A 16,462-nucleotide genomic window follows, 5' to 3' on the forward strand; every position below is an offset into this window, starting at 1 on the left:
ACTTAGTCGAGTAACTAACCGACCAACCGCGGAGGCATCGTGATCGAAGAAGGCAAAGCGCTCTTCCTCCAGATCGCCGAGCAGATCGAGGACTCGATCGTCGACGGATCGCTGGAGGAGGAGACCAAGGCGCCCTCCACCAACGAGCTCGCCGCCTTCTTCCGGATCAATCCCGCCACCGCAGCCAAGGGAGTCGCCATGCTCACCGACAAGGGCGTGCTGTACAAGCGGCGCGGCATCGGCATGTTCGTCACCGCCGGCGCCCGCGACCACCTCCTCGGCGAGCGCCGCGCCGCCTTCGCCGACCGCTACATCGACCCGCTCCTCGCCGAGGCCCGCACGCTCGGGCTCGGCGCGGAGGACCTCACCGCCCTGCTGCGCGAACGCGCGGCAGCATCCGCCACCGCAGAAGGGAACACCCGCGCATGACCGCCGTCATCGAGGTGCAGAACCTCACCAAGCGCTACAAGGACAAGCGCGCGCTCGACAACGTGTCGCTCGCGATCGAAGGCGGCGCCATCTACGGCCTCCTCGGCCGCAACGGCGCCGGCAAGACCACGCTGATGTCCATCCTCACCGCGCAGAACTTCGAGTCCTCCGGGACCGTACGCGTGTTCGGCGAACACCCGTACGAGAACGCGCACGTGCTCAGCCGGATCTGCTTCGTCCGGGAGAGCCAGAAGTACCCCGACGACGCGTATCCCAAGCACGCCTTCACGGCGGCGAGCCTGTTCTTCCCGAACTGGGACCAGGAGTTCGCCGACGCGCTCATCGCGGAGTTCCAGCTGCCGATGAAGCAGACCATCAAGAAGCTCTCCCGCGGCCAGCTCTCCGCGGTCGGCGTCATCATCGGACTCGCCTCGCGCGCCGAGATCACGTTCTTCGACGAGCCGTATCTCGGGCTCGACGCGGTGGCCCGGCAGATCTTCTACGACCGCCTCGTCGAGGACTACTCCGCACATCCGCGGACGATCATCCTGTCCTCGCACCTCATCGACGAGGTCTCCAACCTCATCGAGAAGGTGATCGTCATCGACAACGGGCAGATCCTGCTGAACGAGGATACGGACGCCGTACGCGACCGCGCGGTCACCGTGATCGGCAACGCCGCCGAGGTGGACGCCTGGGCCGCCGGGCGCGACATCCTGCACCGCGAGGCGCTGGGACGCGTCGCGTCGGTCACGGCGCTCGGGGCACTGTCCGACGACGAGCGCGCCGAGCTCACGGCATCCGGACTCGATCTCGCACCGGTCTCCCTGCAGCAGCTCGTCGTCCGACTCACCCAGAAAGCCGCCGCGGCGGAGGAGGTCCACTGATGCGACGCACACTCAACGTCATCCGGCTCCAGCTGATCAACAAGGGCACCTTCATCTGGTACCCCCTGATGATCCTGGGCGCCGCGGTGCTCATCTCGGTGCTCATCTACGCGATGATCCCCGTCGACGAGCCCAAGTACGGCGGGGGCGGGCAGGCCCCGCTGTGGTACTTCTTCGCGATCGGGATGTCGGCGATGACCCTCACCTTCCCGTTCTCGCAGGCGATGAGCATCACGCGCCGGGAGTTCTTCCTCGGGACGCTGCTCACCGCGATCCTCGGCAGCGCCCTGATGGGCATCCTGTTCCTGATCGGCGGCGGCATCGAGATGCTGACGAACGGGTACGGCGTCAACGGCTATGTCTTCTACCTGCCCTGGCTGTGGGAGGCGGGCCCGCTCGGAGCGTTCGTCGTCTACTTCACGCTCGCGCTGTTCTTCTTCGTGATCGGTTTCACCGGGGCGACGATCTACAAGAGCTGGGGTCAGATGGTGCTGCTCATCGCCAGCTTCGCGATCGCGCTCGTGCTGGTGGGGCTGGTCTTCCTCGTCACCCGTCTCGAGCTGTGGGGGCAGGTCTGGGAGGGCATCCTGACCCTCGGCGCCGTGGGCCTGGCCCTCTGGGGTCTGGTCGCCGTCGCGGTGCTCTCGGTGGTGTCGTTCTTCGCGTTCCGCCGGACGATCCCGTAGGTCGTCACGATCCGCAAGTCGTCGAGACCCCGTCCTGTTTACGAGACCTCTCGTTGTTCACGCGAACAGCGAGAGGTCTCGTCGGCAAGACGGGGTCAGTTGCGATTCCGGTAGAGGCAGGGATGCCGCGGCATCCGTCCGTCAGATCGCGTCGTCCGCGGCGACGATGTCGATCTGCCACATCCGCGAGTCCGGATCGGAGCGATCGTGCGATCGCTCCGCCTCGTGGATGAGGCGCGAGAGCGCATCGCGGAGGACCCCGAACTCGGCCTCGGTCAGGTGCAGATTGCTGACCATGAGCGTTGCGTGCGTTCCAGGATCGGGATCACCTGCGGTCGCGACGGAGTGAGCGACGACGCGCCGCACGAGCTCGGTGTGATCCTCGGCGATCGCCGCGATCACGGTGTTTCCGAGTTCGATCTCCTCGGCGTCGGCGCCCACTCCGATGCTCAGCGAGTCCCGGATGGGGGTCCAGACGCGGTCCCGGCCGTCGCGCGCCTGCTCGGGCGCCTCGACGATGATGCCGGCATCCGCGAGCACCCGCAGGTGGAAGCTGATCTTGTTGGCGGGCTCGCCGAGGTCCTCGGCGATGTCGGCGGCGCGGACGAACTCGCGCCGCGCGAGCACCCTCATGATCCGGCGGCGCAGCGGATTGGCGAACGCCTTGAGCATCGCCGTGGTCATCGTCCGGTCCGGACGCACCTCCGGATCCTCCGCCTTCTGCGCCATGCACCGATCATACTCACACCAAAACTTGCGCAATAGTACTTGCGCAACTCTTCTTGCGGATCTACTCTGAACGCATGACCACCACGACGACGCCCGCGAGCCTCTGGAGCAACACCCGCTATGTGCTGTGGCTCGTGAGCGACACGAGCAAGGGTCTCGCGACTGCGCTCGTCGGCTTCGCGATCCCCCTCATCACGCTGGCCGTGACGAACGACCCTGCGCAGGCAGGGATCGTGGGCGGTGTCGGCATGGTCGTCCGCCTGATCACCACGCTCTACGGCGGAGTGCTCGCCGACCGCCACGGTCGGATCGCGCTCATGCTCGTCGGCGCCGGAGTCGCGACGATCCTCGCGGCAGGCTTCACCCTGCTTTCCGTCGGCGACGCGCTCACGTTCGGGACGATCCTCGTCATCGAGGTGCTGCTCATGATCCGCGCGGGGCTGTTCGAACCGGCGAGCGAGAGCGCACTGAAGGAGATCGTCCCGGACGAGACGATGGGCCGCGCCCAGGCCGCCAACCAGGGCAGGGACGCCGCGCTTCAGCTGGCCAGCGGACCGCTCGGCGGCCTTCTGCTCGGCGTCGGCGCCTGGCTCGTCGGCGTCGTCATGACTCTCGGCTATGTCCTCGCCGGCGCCACGGCCTGGATGCTGCGGCGTTCGGCCCGGCGTGCCGGCATCCGGGATCGTCCGTCGGATGCCGCGGCGGACCGCGACGCGCTGCTCGAGGGCGCCGCCGTGCCAGGCGCGACGCTCCCCCACGGCGGAGTGGACGCCGTGGAGGCCGCCGCCGTGCTCGAGGGGTCGGTCCCGGATGGCGTGTCCGCGGCCGGGCGCGTCGTCTCGGAACAGGCAGAACCGGCGACGGCCGTACCCGGTACTGCCGCGGCGAGCGCGTCCACCGCTCCCCCGAAGGCGAACGCCTGGAACGAGATCCGCACGGGATTCGCCTGGCTGTTCTCCCGCCCTGATCTCAGCGGCGTGCTGCTGATCATCACGATCGTGAACCTCGGCTTCAACGCCGCGATCACGACGGTGATCTACGGACTGCAGCAGGCCGGGTACTCCGAGCTCACGATCGGCACGCTGTCGGCGATCCTGGGCGCGGTCATGCTCGCGGGCGCGCTCGTGGCCCCGATGCTCGTGCCCCGCGTCAAGGCGGGCACGCTGACGATCGTCGGACTCGCCGCCGTCACGATCGGCGCCGCCGTGGTCTCGATCGTGGAGAACCCGTGGTGGATGGCAGCGGTGCTGGGGGCGTCGGTGTTCCTGCTCCCGGCGCTGAACGCGTCGATGATGGGCTACTTCATGGTCGCGACTCCCACCGAGCTGCTGGGCAGGGCGAACAGCGCCGCGGGGGTCCTGGGCATGGGAGCGATGCCCCTCGCCCCGCTCATCGCCGGTTTCGGGCTCACCCTCGTGGGCCGGACGAACACGATCCTGTTCGCGGCGGCGCTGTGCGCGGTCTCGGTCGTGCTGGCCGTCACCAACAGGTGGCTGCGCGCCCTCCCTGCCGAGTCCGGCTGGGCGGCGCACGCCAAGCAGTTCGAGATCCGCTGAGCTCGGCATCCGGCGCAGCCCGGTCGGCTCAGGGCTGTCGCCGCATCCCGATCGCAGCGATGACCGCCCCGAGGAGCAGGACGACGGCCACCCCTGCCACGGTGCGGAACTGCGCCGCACCGGCCGCGTGCACGACGTCCAGCAGCGAGACGGATGCCGCGGCCGCATCGACACCGGCGGCGAGTCCTTCCCCTGCCCGCTCGGCGACGACCGAATCCACATCGCCGGGAAGTGTCGCAACCAGCGATGCGCGGTACGCGAGCGTGCCGATCGCACCGGCCGCCGCGATCCCGAAGGCCGATCCGAGTTCGCCGGCGACCTCCTGCACGGATGCGGACGATCCGGTCTTCGCGATCGGCGCGCTGGAGATGATCAGATCGCTGACCAGAGGGTTGACCACGCCCTGTCCGAGCCCGGTGACCGCCATGGCCGCGACGATCCAGACGGCGGGCGCCTCGGGCCCGAGAATCGCGAACAGCACCGACATGCCCGCGACCGCTGTCACGAGTCCCGCGACGACGGCGGTGCGAGCACTCCAGATCCGCGCGAGCGTCGGAGCCAGAAGCGCACCCGCGATGTTGACCGCGACATAGGGCAGGGTCCATATCCCGGCTTCCAGAGCACTGAGGCCGATGACCCACTGCAGATGCTGCGCGAACAGGAAGAAGGTCCCGACGACGGCCAGCAGCGTCAGGACCAGCGTGATGAGCGCCGAGGCGACGCGCCGCTCGGTCACGATACTGATGTCCAGCAGCGGATCGCTCAGCCTCCGCTGCCGGCGGACGAACAGCGCGATCAGCACGACCCCCGCCGCCGCGATCGCGGCGTTGACGGCGACGGATCCCGGCGAGTGCGACGCGGCGGTCGCGAGCTCCTGCAGCCCGGAGACGACCGCGAGGATGCCGGCGGACGACAGCAGGATGCTGAGCAGGTCGATCGATCCGCGGTTGCGCTCCTCGCGTTCGGGCAGGACGGCGCGCCCCAGGACGACCAGGACCAGCACCGCCGGCACGTTGACGAGGAAGACCGCGCCCCATTCGAACCACTCCAGCAGCACGCCGCCGACGAGCGGTCCGATCAGCCCGCCGACGCTGAAGGCGCTCATCATCACGGCGATCGCGGTGCGCCGCTGGCCGTCATCGGCGAACATCACCCTCAGCAGGGAGAACAGCGACGGCATGAGGGTCGCGCCGGCGACGCCCATCAGCGCGCGAGCGCCGATGAGGAACTCGGCGCTGGGTGCGAAGGCGGCCGCGGCGGACAGCGCGCCGAACGCCGTCGCACCGATGAGCAGCAGACGCCGGGGCCCGAATCGGTCGCCGAGTCTTCCCATCGTCACGAGGAAGCCCGCGACGAGGAACCCGTACGCGTGCACGATCCACAGCGACTGCGAGGCAGTCGGGTTCAGGTCGCTGCTGATCGCGGGCAGCGCGAAGAACAGCACGGTCAGATCGATGGACAGCAGCAGCATCGGAACGACCAGCAGCGCGAGCCCGAACCACTCGCGGCGGGTCGCCCGGGTGACGGCGGGCACGGTGGTGTTCATAGGGCTTCTCCTGTCAGCATCCGTTTGATTACGTACTGTAACGTAACGCTTCGTTCGGCGGTAGAGTGACTCCGTGTCCCAGGCAGAGGAAAGCCCATCGCGGGCGACGGCCGGCCGGCCCCGCGACCGCCAGATCGACGACGCGCTGCTGGATGCCGCGTTCGCCCTCCTGAACGAGCACGGGTACGCCGCCCTGTCGCTCGACGCCGTCGCGCGCCGCGCCGCCACCTCTCGGCCGGCGCTCTACCGGCGCTGGCCGAATCGGGCCGCGCTCGCGCTGGACGCGATCGCGCGAAGACTGGAGACGCCCGCCGTGCCGGACACGGGTTGCACCCTGTGCGACATCGCCGAGGGGTTCGGCGTCTTCCTGTCCGCGCTGCGCAGCATCCGACCCGATGCCCTCGGCGGGCTGTACGGAGAGTGCTACCCGGATGCCGAGCTGAAGGAGCGGTACGCCGCCACCATCGTGCAGCCCGCGCGCCGCGCGGTCGCCCTCATGCTCGATCGGGCCGTCGATCGCGGCGATCTGCGAGCGGACGTCGACCGGGAACTGCTGCTCGACATCCTCGGCTCGCTCGTCCAGTACCGGGCGATGTTCGGTCGCGCCCATCTCACCGACGCCGAAGCGGAGTCGGCGATCGAGATGCTGCTGCGCGGCGCCGCGGTGGACTACGACGCGCTCCTCGCGCACAGCCTCGCGGAGCCGCGGCCGCATGTCGACGATTCCGGAGCCCACGTCGTGCACCTGCACGAAGGATGACCCCGCCTGCCACAACCCCTGGTCACCGCTGAGTGCACGGGATGCCGTCGAGTGCACGGCCTGGCGAGGTCTACGGGCCGTACTTTCGACGCGACGTCGTGCTGTCGGCGGAGACGCGAACGGCGATGCGCGCAGAAGCCAAGCTCCGGATGCCGGGGCTACAGTGCCCCGACGAGAGCCGCTATGCCCGCGACTGCCGAGACCGCGGCCAGCACGAGGGCGATCGCGATGAGCACCACGTGCACCTTCAGGAAGGCCGTGGCCCTGCCCTCGGCATCCCTCGCGCGCGGGTCCTGAGCAACTCGGACGTAGAACCGCGGCCACACGATGACGTTGAACGCGGCATTGAGGAAGAGGAGGATCGCGAGCGGAATCACCCCTCCACGGTATCCCGCCCCAGAAGAAGCCCCGTTTGCACGGAGTCCATGTATCAGATGGCTCTTGCCCTGCTCCTGGTAGTTGTGAGCACAATGAGCACCATGACCGACGCCTCCCCCGAAGGCGCCGTCAGCGACGGGACCGCGCGGTGGGAACGCGCGGCCGCGCTCTTCGCTGACTGGCGTGCCGGCGATGCACGCGCCATGGACGACCTGGTGCGCCTCATGACCCCCGTACTCTGGCACGTCGTGCGCGCCTACGGCCTCGAGCGCACCCTCTCCGAGGATGTCGTGCAGTCCACCTGGCTCGCGCTCGTGCGCAGTCAGGAGTCGGTCGCCGATCCGAAGGCGATCTCCGGCTGGTTGACGGTCACCGCCCGCCGCGAGGCGTGGCGGGTCGCCAAGCAGCATCGCGCCGCGACCGCGACCTCGGACGAGGTGCTCGAACCGCTGCTCCCGCACCAGGCCTCCACGGAATCCCAGGTGGCGGATGCCGATGAGGCCGCGCGGCTCTGGGCGGCGCTCGAGACGCTCACCGAACGATGTCAGCGCCTGCTGCGCGTCGTCGCGTTCGACGACCGGCCCGACTACGCTTCGATCGCCGCAGATCTGGAGATGCCGATCGGGAGCATCGGCCCGACCCGTCAGCGGTGCCTCGCGAAGCTGCGCACCGCGCTGGTGGACGCCGGAGGTGCACGATGAGCGATGACGAGCTGTTCGCCCGCCTGCGCGCGGCTGCCGAAGCGCTCGATCCGGTCCCCGAGGACCTCGCGGACCGGATGGTCGCCGTCGTCGCGGTGGCGGACCTGTCCCGCGAGTACGCGCTGCTCACGCTCATGGAGGGCATCGAGTCGCCGGTGCGAGGAGACGCCGAGACCACCACCCTGCAGTTCAGCGACGGCTCGGCCACGGTGCTGCTGCACATCAGCGGGGCCGAGGGCGGCGCCCGCCGCGTGGACGGATGGATAGACGCCGAGGCGTCCGAGGTGCGCCTCACGCAGGGTGAGCGCACCTGGACGACCGAACCGGCCGAGCATGGCCGATTCGCCTTCGAGGACGTGCCCGCGGGGCTGTGCCGCGTGCAGGTCGTCACCCAGGGCGACGTCAAGGATCTGCTCACGCCTCAGTTCGAGGTGTGAGCGTCACGGGGGAATGAGCGCGGCGGCCCGCCCGCCGGGAGGGGACATCAATGGAGCAGCCGAGGAACTGGAACTGGCAGGACAGAGCCGAGGGATCGATCCCCCGCGGCAGAGCGCTGGATCCGAGCGTCGACCCCGTCGACGGCATCCGGGCGTTCCCGACGGCCTATCTGCCGACGCGGATGCTGATCGCGGAGAAGCCCGATGAGGACAACGGCGCCTACGATCGCGACCTGAAGATCCTGACGGATGCCGCCCGGTCCTTCGGCTGGCGCCTCACCCTCGAGCCGACGGATCTCGTGCGCTCTGGCCTGCGCTCCGACAGCCTTCCGGGCATCGCCGGGCTGCGCCGCGCCCACCTCACGACACCCGACGAGCCGGGCGAGGGCGAATCGCCGGTCGCTCCGGATGCGTGGCGCGTGCTGCAGCGGGCCCGCAAGGTCTCCCGCGGACCGCTGCCGCGCGCGAGTCTCGAGCATGTCCTGTCGATCGACCCGGTGGGCCTGAACCCCTTCACTCGGACGAACCCGTTCACCCGCACCAATCCGTTCACCCGGACGAACCCGATTCGGGGCGCGGGGGGCGTGGGCAGCGACGACTACCTGGAGCCGGGACGTGGCGGACGCCAGCCGATCGCGTGGATCGGTCCCGAGCCGGTCCGCGGACCCGACCCGAAGAAGGGGCGCCGCGCGGTCATCGCGGTCCTCGACACCGGCTGCGGAATCCACGACTGGCTCCCCGATTCGATCGTCACGCGTGGTCTGACGCTCGACGGCGTGCCGATCGGGCTGACCGGAGACGACGACCCGGAGCGCTTCCCGGATCTGTACGGGCAGCTCGACGGGGACATCGACGCCGTCGCCGGGCACGGGACGTTCATCGCCGGCATCCTCCGTCAGACGGCGCCGGACGCCGACATCGTCTCGATCCGCGTGGCGGGTTCCCTCGGCGTGGTCGACGAGAGCACGTTCCTGGAATCCCTCGCCGCCGTGGTCGAACTGCATCGCCGGTGGGTCGCTGGCGAGCCGGACGGCCACCCGATCGACGTCCTCAACCTCTCGCTCGGCTACTACCACGAGACGCCGACCGACGGCCTGTTCTCCCTGACGCTGTACGACCTGCTGCGAGCGGCCCGCGAAGCGGGGATGGTCGTCGTCTGCTCCGCAGGCAACGATGCGGTCGATCGCCCCTCGTTCCCGGCGTCGCTGTGGGCATGGCCCGGTTCCGACAACGGTCTGCCCAAGCCCGACAAGGGCGTGCCCCAGGTGTCGGTCGGAGCGCTGAACCCCTCGCTGCGCTCGCTCGCGCTGTTCTCGAACGTCGGCCCCTGGGTGCGCGCGTACGCCCCCGGCGCCGCGGTCGTGTCCACGACACCGGCGTTCACCGGCGGCGCTCAGGCGATGACCCGTTCCGACTTCGACGGCTTCGACCGCCAGACGGTCGACCCCGACGACTACCGGGGCGGCTTCGCGGCCTGGAGCGGCACGTCGTTCGCCGCCCCGTACGTCGCGGGGCGCATCGCCGCGGCCCTCGCGCCCGCCCTGGCACGCTCCACGTCGGTGCCGGCGGCGGGTGTCACGGCGGCGGTGGATGCCGTGCTCGCCACGCTCCCGCCGGACACCCCGTTGCACTGACGGATCTACGCCTGCATGCCGCGCCAGACGACGTCGAACGCGGCGTGCAGGCGCGCCCGGGCCTCCGGGGAGTCCATGCCGTCGCCGCGCACCACGATCTGGTAGTACGCGGCACCCGCGATGGCGTCGAAGCACGCCTCGACGTCCAGATCCGGTCGCAGGATGCCGCGTTCGATGCCGGCGCGGAACGCGTTCTCCATCGGCACGCGCCGCCGCGCGACGTGGGAGTGCCAGTAGGCCTTCTGCAGCGCCCGATCGGCCATGACGAGCCGGATGCGCTGCCGGAAGCGAATCTCGGAGTACCCGGCCGCCGTCACGGACGCCGGCTCCCCGAGCATCGCCGCGAACACCGCCTCCCGCAGATCTCCGTCCGTGCGCACCGGCGGCGGGACCGTGCGCCCCACGTCCAGAGCGGCCGCGATGAGCGCGGTCAGCGACGGCCACCGGCGGTACAGCGCGGCGCGGCTCACCCCGCTGCGCTGCACCACCCGCGAGACGGTGACGTCCTCCTCGGCGTCGATCAGCGCGAGCGTGGCCTCGATGATCTGGCCGTCGATGTCCTCGTCGCGCGGGCGCCCGGGACCGCGGCGCACCGCGGTCCCGGTCTGCGTCGCCGTGGCGTCCTGTACGAGCGGACTCGTCATGCGGCCAGGGCCTTCTCGCGCAGTCGCGCGATCGTGTCCTCGCTGAGCCCGGCGGCCCGCAGCGAGGCGAGCGGGTCGCCGTGTTCGGACCGCAGCGTCTCCAGGACGATCCGCATCGAGACCTCCATCGAGCCCTCGAGCAGGCCGGAGGTGTCCGGCTGGTCGAAGTCGAACCCGAGCGCCTTCCACATCGCCCCCATGACGGGGCGGTTGCGCTCCATGATCGCCGCCATGTTCTCGCCGGTGCGAGCGTAGTCGGCGATGATGTCCTCGTCCGAGGCCCCGAGCGTCAGCAGCAGCAGCGCTGCGAGGACGCCCGTGCGGTCCCGACCGGCCGCGCAGTGGAACGCCGTCGCGCCGGGCGTGTGGGCGATGACGTTCAGCGCGGTGACGAGTTGTGGCGCCGCGCCCTCGATCATGCCGAGATACATGCGTCCCATGCCCTCATGGCTGAAGTCCGCGGCCGACCTCGGGGTGGCGCCGCCGATGTCCGCGATCAGCGGCAGGTGATGGTACGAGACGGGGTAGCCGGCCAGCGGCCCGCGGCCGGTCGTCGCGACCTCGAGCGGCGAGCGCAGGTCGATGATCGCGGTCAGCCCTCCTGCCACGAGGCCTTCGGCGACCTCCGCAGTGACGTAGGCGAGATCGTCCGTGCGGATCGCCATGCCCTCGCGCAGCACTCCCCCCTCGATGGGGATCCCGCCCAGATCGCGCAGGTTCACCGGGGCGCTGAGAGTGAGCTCGATCGTGGTCATGTGATTCTCCTTCGGATGAGGGCGCTGCCCTGGTCGATCAGCGTGACGAGCACGATGATGCAGATGATGATGGCGCTGAGGTGTCCGTAGTCGTACATCCGCATCGCCGTGGTGAGCTCGAGACCGATCCCCCCGGCGCCCACGAGGCCGAGGATCGTCGCGCCGCGCACGTTGCCCTCGAACAGCAGCAGCGTGTACGACACGAGCAGGGGCGCCGCCTGCGGCATGACGCCGTACTGGATGACCTGGCGTTTGGAGGCGCCGACCGCCTGCATGGCGACGATGGGGCCGTTGTCGACGGACTCCATCGCCTCGGCGAAGATCTTCCCGATCGATCCCAGCGAACCGAGCGTCATGGCGAGGATGCCGGCGAACGGCCCGAGCCCGACGGCCGAGACGAACATCAGCGCGAACACGAGATCGGGAACGGAGCGGATGATGTTCATCACCCACCGGGAGGGGTAGTACAGCCATTTCGGGGCGAGGTTGGATGCCGCACCGAACGCGACGATCAGCGACAGAACCGCGCCGAGCACGGTGGCGATGATCGCCATCTGCAGCGTCTCGAGCAGCAGCGCGAGGATGACCCCGATCTTCGAGAAGTCGGGCGGGAACAGCCGGGAGAGGAACTCCCCCATGTTCACCGCGCCCTCGCCGAGCTTCACGAAGTCGAAGCCGACGCCTCCCGCCGACCACAGCAGGACGATGATCGCCACCGGGATGCCGATGAGAAAGCGGGTCCGGGGGATCGAGAAGGCCCGTTCGAGACGCGAGCGCTCGGCGGCGGACAGTTCGGGCGCCTCGCGCCGGGTGCGCGGTTCAGGCGTCGTCGTCGTCATCGTCGTCCTCCTCGTCGTAGAGCACGGCCAGCTTCTCGGCATCCAGGTCCGCCGTGCGGGCGGAGACGAGCATCTCGCCGTGACGGAGTCCGACGATGCGGTCGCTGTGAGCGAGGGCGAGCGGCAGCACGTGCAGGCTCACGAGCACCGGGATGCCGTCCTCGGCGGCGATGCCCCGCAGGAGCGCCAGAACCGAATCCGACAGCTTCGGGTCAAGTGAGGCGACCGGCTCGTCGGCGAGGATCACACGCGGCTGCTGCATGAGCGCCCTGGCGATCGCGACGCGCTGCTGTTGTCCGCCGGACAGCGAACGCGCCGGTTCCTTCGCCTTGTGCGCGATGCCGACACGGTCGAGGAGCTCCATGGCGCGGCGGCGGTGCGCGGTGGAGAAGCCGCCGATCAGGTTCAGCGGGCCGGCCTCGTGCAGCGCCCCGGTGAGCACGTTGGTGAGCACGCTGAGCCGCGGGATCAGGTTGAACTGCTGGAACACCTGCCCGACCTCGCTGCGCACCGTACGCAGCTCGCCGCGGCCGAGGTTGGTGATGTCGTGTCCCGCGACCCGGACCGAGCCCGCCGAGACCGGAGCGAAGCCGGTGAGACTCTTCATGAGCGTCGACTTGCCGGACCCGGAGGCGCCGAGCAGGGCGACCGTCTCGCCGGGGAACAGATCGAGGTCCACCCCGTCGAGCACGGGCTTCGCGCCCTGCTCGTAAGAGACGCGCAGTCCGCGCACGGTCACGAGGGGAAGCGCCTGGCGCAGCTCGGCGGTCGTCACCGGGACGGTCCCGGTCTGGGGGACGGATGCCGCGGCATCCGTCCCCGCCTTCGTCACGGTGCTCATTCCTTGAGGTCCTCGAGCTCGACCCCGGCCACCGAGGCGATCTCGGCGAAGGAGGCGAAGACCTCGGGCTCGGGAGCGATCTCCACCTCGAGGCCGATGAAGGAGCTGTAGGCCGACAGCGCCTCGGTGTTCTCCTCGGAGAACACGGCCGGGATCGCCTCCTCCAGGAGCGTGCGCGTCTCGTCGTCCAGCGACTGGCGGGCCAGCACCGTGCCCATGACGTCCATGGAGGGGCTCTCGCCGATGCCGCGCCACTCGCCCTCGGCGAAGGGGAACATCGGCGCGCCCAGCTCGGTGAGCATGATGGCGGTGCACGCGGCATCCACCTGCCCCTGCTCGAGAGCGGCGAAGCTGCCCTCGTGACCTCCGGCGAAGATCGCCTCGTAGTCCTCGCCCTGCTCCAGGCCCGCCTCGTGCAGCATGTAGACCGGCATGAAGTATCCCGAACTGGACGCCTGGTCGGCGAACGCGACGGTCTTGCCCTCGAGGTCCTCGAGGGTCTGGACGGGCGAGTCCTCGAGCACGACGCAGGTCGACACCGGGTCGTCCGAGCCCTTCCATGCGAGGAGGGCGTCCACCTCGCCGGTGTTGACGGCGAGCGCCGAGGGGAAGCCGCTCATGATGCCGATGTCGACGTGGTCGCTGCGGATGGCCTCGACGACGCTCAGGTAGTCGGGGACGTCGGTGACCTCGACCTCGCGGCCGGTCTCCGCCTCGAGCAGCTCGACGAGGGCCTCGATGGGGTTGACGGCGGTCGGATCGTCCGACACCGGCAGAGTCGCGATCGTGATCGGAGCGTCGGCGGACGAGGCGGCGTCCGCTTCCGGGGACTGGCAGCCGGTGAGGGCGAGAGCAGCGATGCCGAGCATGCCCACCGCGGGGAGGGTGTAGCGGCGCATGGGTGACCTTTCGGTTCGGAGAGGAATTGCGAGAACACCTGTATTCGAACTCGCCCGGGTGTCCGGCAATTACGAGACCGGCGTACTTGGAACGGAACGTCGGGTGAACGATCGGTGACGCCGCTCCCGGCGTCATCTGCTCGCGGGCGGGGAGGGAACACGGCATCCTGGTCGGATGGGGATGACGGCACGGGAACTGTGGGAGCGCGGACGCGCCGCCGCCGACTCCCAGCGGTTCGCGCAGGCCCGCCGTCTGCTCGAACGGGCCGCGGCTCATCCCGAGACGGATGCGGACCTGCGAGCGCGCATCGCCGGAAGCCTGTCCTACGTGCTCGCCCAGACCGGTGATCCTGCCGCGGGCGAGGCGATGGTCCGCGAGGCGCTGGCGGGCGAGGGCCTCAGCACCGAGACCGCGGCCGTGCTCGCCGGCCAGCTCGGGGTGATCTGCACCAGGGCGGGACGACTGGACGAGGCCGAGGAGCTGCTGACTCGGGCGGTGGACGGACTGGACGGGATCGCCCTCGCGAACTGCCTCATGAACCGGTCGGTGGTCCACATGCAGCGGCGTGCACTCGCGGCGTGCCGGGCGGATCTGGAGCGCGCCACCGGGATCTACGAATCCGCCGGAGAGAGCGCGGCCGCCGCCGAGTCGCGCCACAACCTCGGCTACGCGGCGCTGCTCGCTGGCGATCTGCTGACGGCACTCGAGCTGATGGCGCGCTCTCGCCCCGTGATCGCGGCCGAGTCCGACGTCAGCGCGGCGATGAGCGATCTGGACCGTGCCGAGGTGCTGCGGGATGCCGGCCTCGTGGACGAGGCGGAGCATCTGCTCGAATCCGTCGCCGAGGTCTTCGGCGCCGCGGGGATGCGTCAGGCGCGCGCCGAGGCCGAGTTCCACCTGGCGCGCTCGCTGCTGCAGCACGATCCGGTCCGAGCCGCCGACGTCGCCCGGGTCGCCGAGCGCCGGTTCCGGGCGCTGGGCAGCGACAGCTGGGCAGCCCGCAGCGCCGCCGTCCGCCTGGACGCGCTGGTCGCGGCCGGATCGCCGCCGCCGGCCGTGCAGTTCACCGACGTCGCCGCCGCGCTGGACGCGGGCGGGTTTCCCACCGAGGCCATCGCCACGCGTCTGACCGCGGCGATCGCGGACGGAAAGCGCGGCGCGAGCTCCGGCCCGCTTCCGCGGGTGCCCCGGAACGCGCCGACGCCGCTGAAGCTGCGTGCCGCCGAGGCCCGCGCCGCCCGGGCCACCGGAGCCCGGTCGCGGCGCATCGTCGCCGACGGGCTGGACCTGCTGTCCGACTGGCAGCGCTCCTTCGGCGCCCTCGATCTGCAGGCGTCCGTCGCCATGCACGGCACTCGGCTCATCTTCCAGGGGCTGCAGTCCGCGGCGCGGAGCGGGGATCCCGGCATCCTGTTCGACTGGTCCGAACGCGCCAGGCACCTCAGCCAGCAGGTCGTCCCGGTCCGGCCGCCGCGCGATCCCGCACTCGCCGACGACCTCGCCGAGCTGCGGATGCTGCGCGCCGAGCTGAGCGGAAGCGAATGGACCACGCATCCGCAGGTCCGCGTGCTCCGCGACCGCGTGCGCGATCGGCAGTGGACGGCCACCGGAGCCGGAGACACCCGGCGCCGGGTGTCCATCCAGGAGGTGCGCACCGCGCTCGATCCGGGCACGGCCGTGCTGTCGTACGTCTTCACCGGCACGGAGCTGCTGTGCGTCGTGGTGACGGCGGAGGACGCGCGGCTGGTCCGGCTGCGATGGGCCGACGTGGAGGCTGCGGTCCGCGGCCTGCGCGCCGATCTCGACGTCGCGGCCGCTGTGCGCTCGGGCCCGATGGCCGGGGTGGTCGGCGCGGCACTGGAGGAGCGGATGCGGGTGCTGGGCGACGCGCTGCTCGCTCCGGTGCTCGCGGCGGCGGGCGACGCCGCGCGTCTCGTCCTCACCGTTCCGGGCGCCCTCGGCGGGATCCCGTGGGGGATGCTGCCCGTGATGGCGGGGAGGCCGTTCGTCCTCGCGAGCTCGGTGTCCCGGTGGCTCGACGAGCGCACCGGAGGCCGGATCGTGACCGCAGCGACACGGACCGCCGGGTTCGCCGCCGGCCCGCGCGTTCCGCGTGCGATCGAGGAGACGCGCACGGCGGCATCCGCCTGGCCGGAGGCCGTCGTGCTCAGCGGAGAGGACGCCCGCGTGGACGCGGTGACGGCTCTCGCCGACCGGGTCGATGTGCTGCACATCGCCGCGCACGGTCGGCACACGGTCGACAATCCGCTGTTCGCCGGTTTCGAGCTGCACGACGGGACGCTGTTCGGCTACGACGTGGATCTCATCCCGCAGGTCCCGACCACGGTGGTGCTCTCGGCGTGCGAGCTCGGCCGGTCCTCTGTCCGGTGGGGCGAGGAGGCGCTCGGGATGACGCGGGTCTGGTTGCACGCCGGCACCCGAACGGTGATCGCCGCGCCGACCGTGGTCGCCGACGACGTTGCGGGAGAGCTGCTGGCTGCCGTGCATGCCGGGCTCAGCGCCGGGGAGGATCCCGCCGTGGCGCTGGCCGAAGCGTCCGCGGCGACCGGACTGCGCACGCCTTTCCAGGTGCACGGCTCGGCCCTCTGATCTGCGCGACGGACTGGTCGCGAAGAATTTCTCGATTCGATGTATCAGATCGTGGGGACCGCGCTCCTGATGTTCAGACGATGTCACGCGAAGCGTCGGAAGGGCAGACGCGAGGGAGGCGCGAGAGATC

At 70.4% G+C, this 16,462-nt stretch carries 17 protein-coding genes; 9 read left to right on the forward strand and 8 right to left on the reverse strand.

Annotation, left to right across the window (positions count from 1 at the left end; genetic code table 11):
• The first annotated feature begins 39 nt into the window (after positions 1-39).
• From AC3RXZ_RS10525 to AC3RXZ_RS10535, 3 genes are read left to right on the forward strand one after another with little or no spacing between them, the layout of a single operon-like run.
• Complete coding sequence (locus tag AC3RXZ_RS10525) at positions 40-429, forward strand: GntR family transcriptional regulator (RefSeq protein ID WP_243228694.1); 390 nt, start codon at positions 40-42, stop codon at positions 427-429.
• Positions 426-1,316 (forward strand): ABC transporter ATP-binding protein, encoded by an 891-nt coding sequence (locus tag AC3RXZ_RS10530; protein WP_243228692.1) that lies wholly within the window; start codon positions 426-428, stop codon positions 1,314-1,316. The genes AC3RXZ_RS10525 and AC3RXZ_RS10530 overlap by 4 nt, the downstream gene beginning before the upstream one ends.
• Positions 1,316-2,002, forward strand: coding sequence for a hypothetical protein (locus tag AC3RXZ_RS10535; protein ID WP_243228690.1), 687 nt, complete (start codon positions 1,316-1,318; stop codon positions 2,000-2,002). The genes AC3RXZ_RS10530 and AC3RXZ_RS10535 overlap by 1 nt, the downstream gene beginning before the upstream one ends.
• A gap of 141 nt (positions 2,003-2,143) precedes the next feature.
• On the opposite strand, the gene AC3RXZ_RS10540 is transcribed toward AC3RXZ_RS10535, so the two are convergent.
• Entirely contained in the window at positions 2,144-2,731 is a 588-nt protein-coding gene (locus AC3RXZ_RS10540; protein WP_491493987.1) for an ArsR/SmtB family transcription factor, read from the reverse strand.
• Positions 2,732-2,805: 74 nt separating this feature from the next.
• Here AC3RXZ_RS10540 and AC3RXZ_RS10545 point away from each other — a divergent pair, with 74 nt between their 5' ends.
• Positions 2,806-4,287 (forward strand): MFS transporter, encoded by a 1,482-nt coding sequence (locus AC3RXZ_RS10545; protein ID WP_243228687.1) that lies wholly within the window; start codon positions 2,806-2,808, stop codon positions 4,285-4,287.
• A 28-nt stretch (positions 4,288-4,315) separates the two neighbouring features.
• Here AC3RXZ_RS10545 and AC3RXZ_RS10550 read toward each other — a convergent pair whose 3' ends face one another.
• Complete coding sequence (locus tag AC3RXZ_RS10550) at positions 4,316-5,833, reverse strand: MFS transporter (RefSeq protein ID WP_491493988.1); 1,518 nt, start codon at positions 5,831-5,833, stop codon at positions 4,316-4,318.
• 73 nt (positions 5,834-5,906) lie between these two features.
• Here AC3RXZ_RS10550 and AC3RXZ_RS10555 point away from each other — a divergent pair, with 73 nt between their 5' ends.
• Entirely contained in the window at positions 5,907-6,593 is a 687-nt protein-coding gene (locus tag AC3RXZ_RS10555; RefSeq protein WP_243228683.1) for a TetR/AcrR family transcriptional regulator, read from the forward strand.
• 158 nt (positions 6,594-6,751) lie between these two features.
• On the opposite strand, the gene AC3RXZ_RS10560 is transcribed toward AC3RXZ_RS10555, so the two are convergent.
• A complete protein-coding gene (locus AC3RXZ_RS10560) occupies positions 6,752-6,970 on the reverse strand; it encodes an SCO4848 family membrane protein (RefSeq protein ID WP_243228682.1) in 219 nt (72 codons plus the stop codon).
• Between the two features lie 102 nt (positions 6,971-7,072).
• Here AC3RXZ_RS10560 and AC3RXZ_RS10565 point away from each other — a divergent pair, with 102 nt between their 5' ends.
• From AC3RXZ_RS10565 to AC3RXZ_RS10575, 3 genes are read left to right on the forward strand one after another with little or no spacing between them, the layout of a single operon-like run.
• Positions 7,073-7,672 carry an RNA polymerase sigma factor gene (locus AC3RXZ_RS10565; protein ID WP_491493989.1) on the forward strand — a complete coding sequence of 200 codons (600 nt, stop codon included), beginning with the start codon at positions 7,073-7,075 and terminating at the stop codon, positions 7,670-7,672.
• Positions 7,669-8,109: a hypothetical protein gene (locus AC3RXZ_RS10570; protein WP_243228678.1), complete on the forward strand. Its 441-nt coding sequence runs from the start codon at positions 7,669-7,671 to the stop codon at positions 8,107-8,109. Before AC3RXZ_RS10565 ends, AC3RXZ_RS10570 begins: the two co-directional genes overlap by 4 nt.
• 50 nt (positions 8,110-8,159) lie before the next feature.
• On the forward strand, positions 8,160-9,743 hold the full coding sequence (locus tag AC3RXZ_RS10575) for a S8 family peptidase (RefSeq protein ID WP_243228677.1): 1,584 nt from the start codon (positions 8,160-8,162) through the stop codon (positions 9,741-9,743).
• Positions 9,744-9,748: 5 nt separating this feature from the next.
• Here the strand turns inward: AC3RXZ_RS10575 and AC3RXZ_RS10580 are convergent, their stop codons facing one another.
• Genes AC3RXZ_RS10580 through phnD form a run of 5 tightly spaced genes read right to left on the reverse strand, consistent with a single transcriptional unit; the run spans position 9,749 to position 13,721 of the window.
• On the reverse strand, positions 9,749-10,387 hold the full coding sequence (locus AC3RXZ_RS10580) for a TetR/AcrR family transcriptional regulator (protein ID WP_243228675.1): 639 nt from the start codon (positions 10,385-10,387) through the stop codon (positions 9,749-9,751).
• The gene (locus AC3RXZ_RS10585; protein WP_491493990.1) at positions 10,384-11,142 is read right to left on the reverse strand and encodes a tyrosine-protein phosphatase; all 759 of its coding nucleotides are present in this window, start codon (positions 11,140-11,142) and stop codon (positions 10,384-10,386) included. Before AC3RXZ_RS10585 ends, AC3RXZ_RS10580 begins: the two co-directional genes overlap by 4 nt.
• Positions 11,139-11,981 (reverse strand): phosphonate ABC transporter, permease protein PhnE, encoded by an 843-nt coding sequence (gene phnE, locus AC3RXZ_RS10590; RefSeq protein ID WP_491493991.1) that lies wholly within the window; start codon positions 11,979-11,981, stop codon positions 11,139-11,141. The genes AC3RXZ_RS10585 and phnE overlap by 4 nt, the downstream gene beginning before the upstream one ends.
• Positions 11,962-12,822, reverse strand: coding sequence for a phosphonate ABC transporter ATP-binding protein (locus AC3RXZ_RS10595; RefSeq protein WP_491493992.1), 861 nt, complete (start codon positions 12,820-12,822; stop codon positions 11,962-11,964). Before AC3RXZ_RS10595 ends, phnE begins: the two co-directional genes overlap by 20 nt.
• The gene (phnD, locus tag AC3RXZ_RS10600) at positions 12,819-13,721 is read right to left on the reverse strand and encodes a phosphate/phosphite/phosphonate ABC transporter substrate-binding protein (protein WP_491493993.1); all 903 of its coding nucleotides are present in this window, start codon (positions 13,719-13,721) and stop codon (positions 12,819-12,821) included. Before phnD ends, AC3RXZ_RS10595 begins: the two co-directional genes overlap by 4 nt.
• 181 nt (positions 13,722-13,902) lie before the next feature.
• On the opposite strand from phnD, the gene AC3RXZ_RS10605 reads away from it, so the two are divergent.
• On the forward strand, positions 13,903-16,332 hold the full coding sequence (locus AC3RXZ_RS10605; RefSeq protein ID WP_491493994.1) for a CHAT domain-containing protein: 2,430 nt from the start codon (positions 13,903-13,905) through the stop codon (positions 16,330-16,332).
• The last annotated feature ends 130 nt before the right edge of the window (positions 16,333-16,462 follow it).

The organism is Microbacterium cucumeris (genome assembly GCF_058349845.2).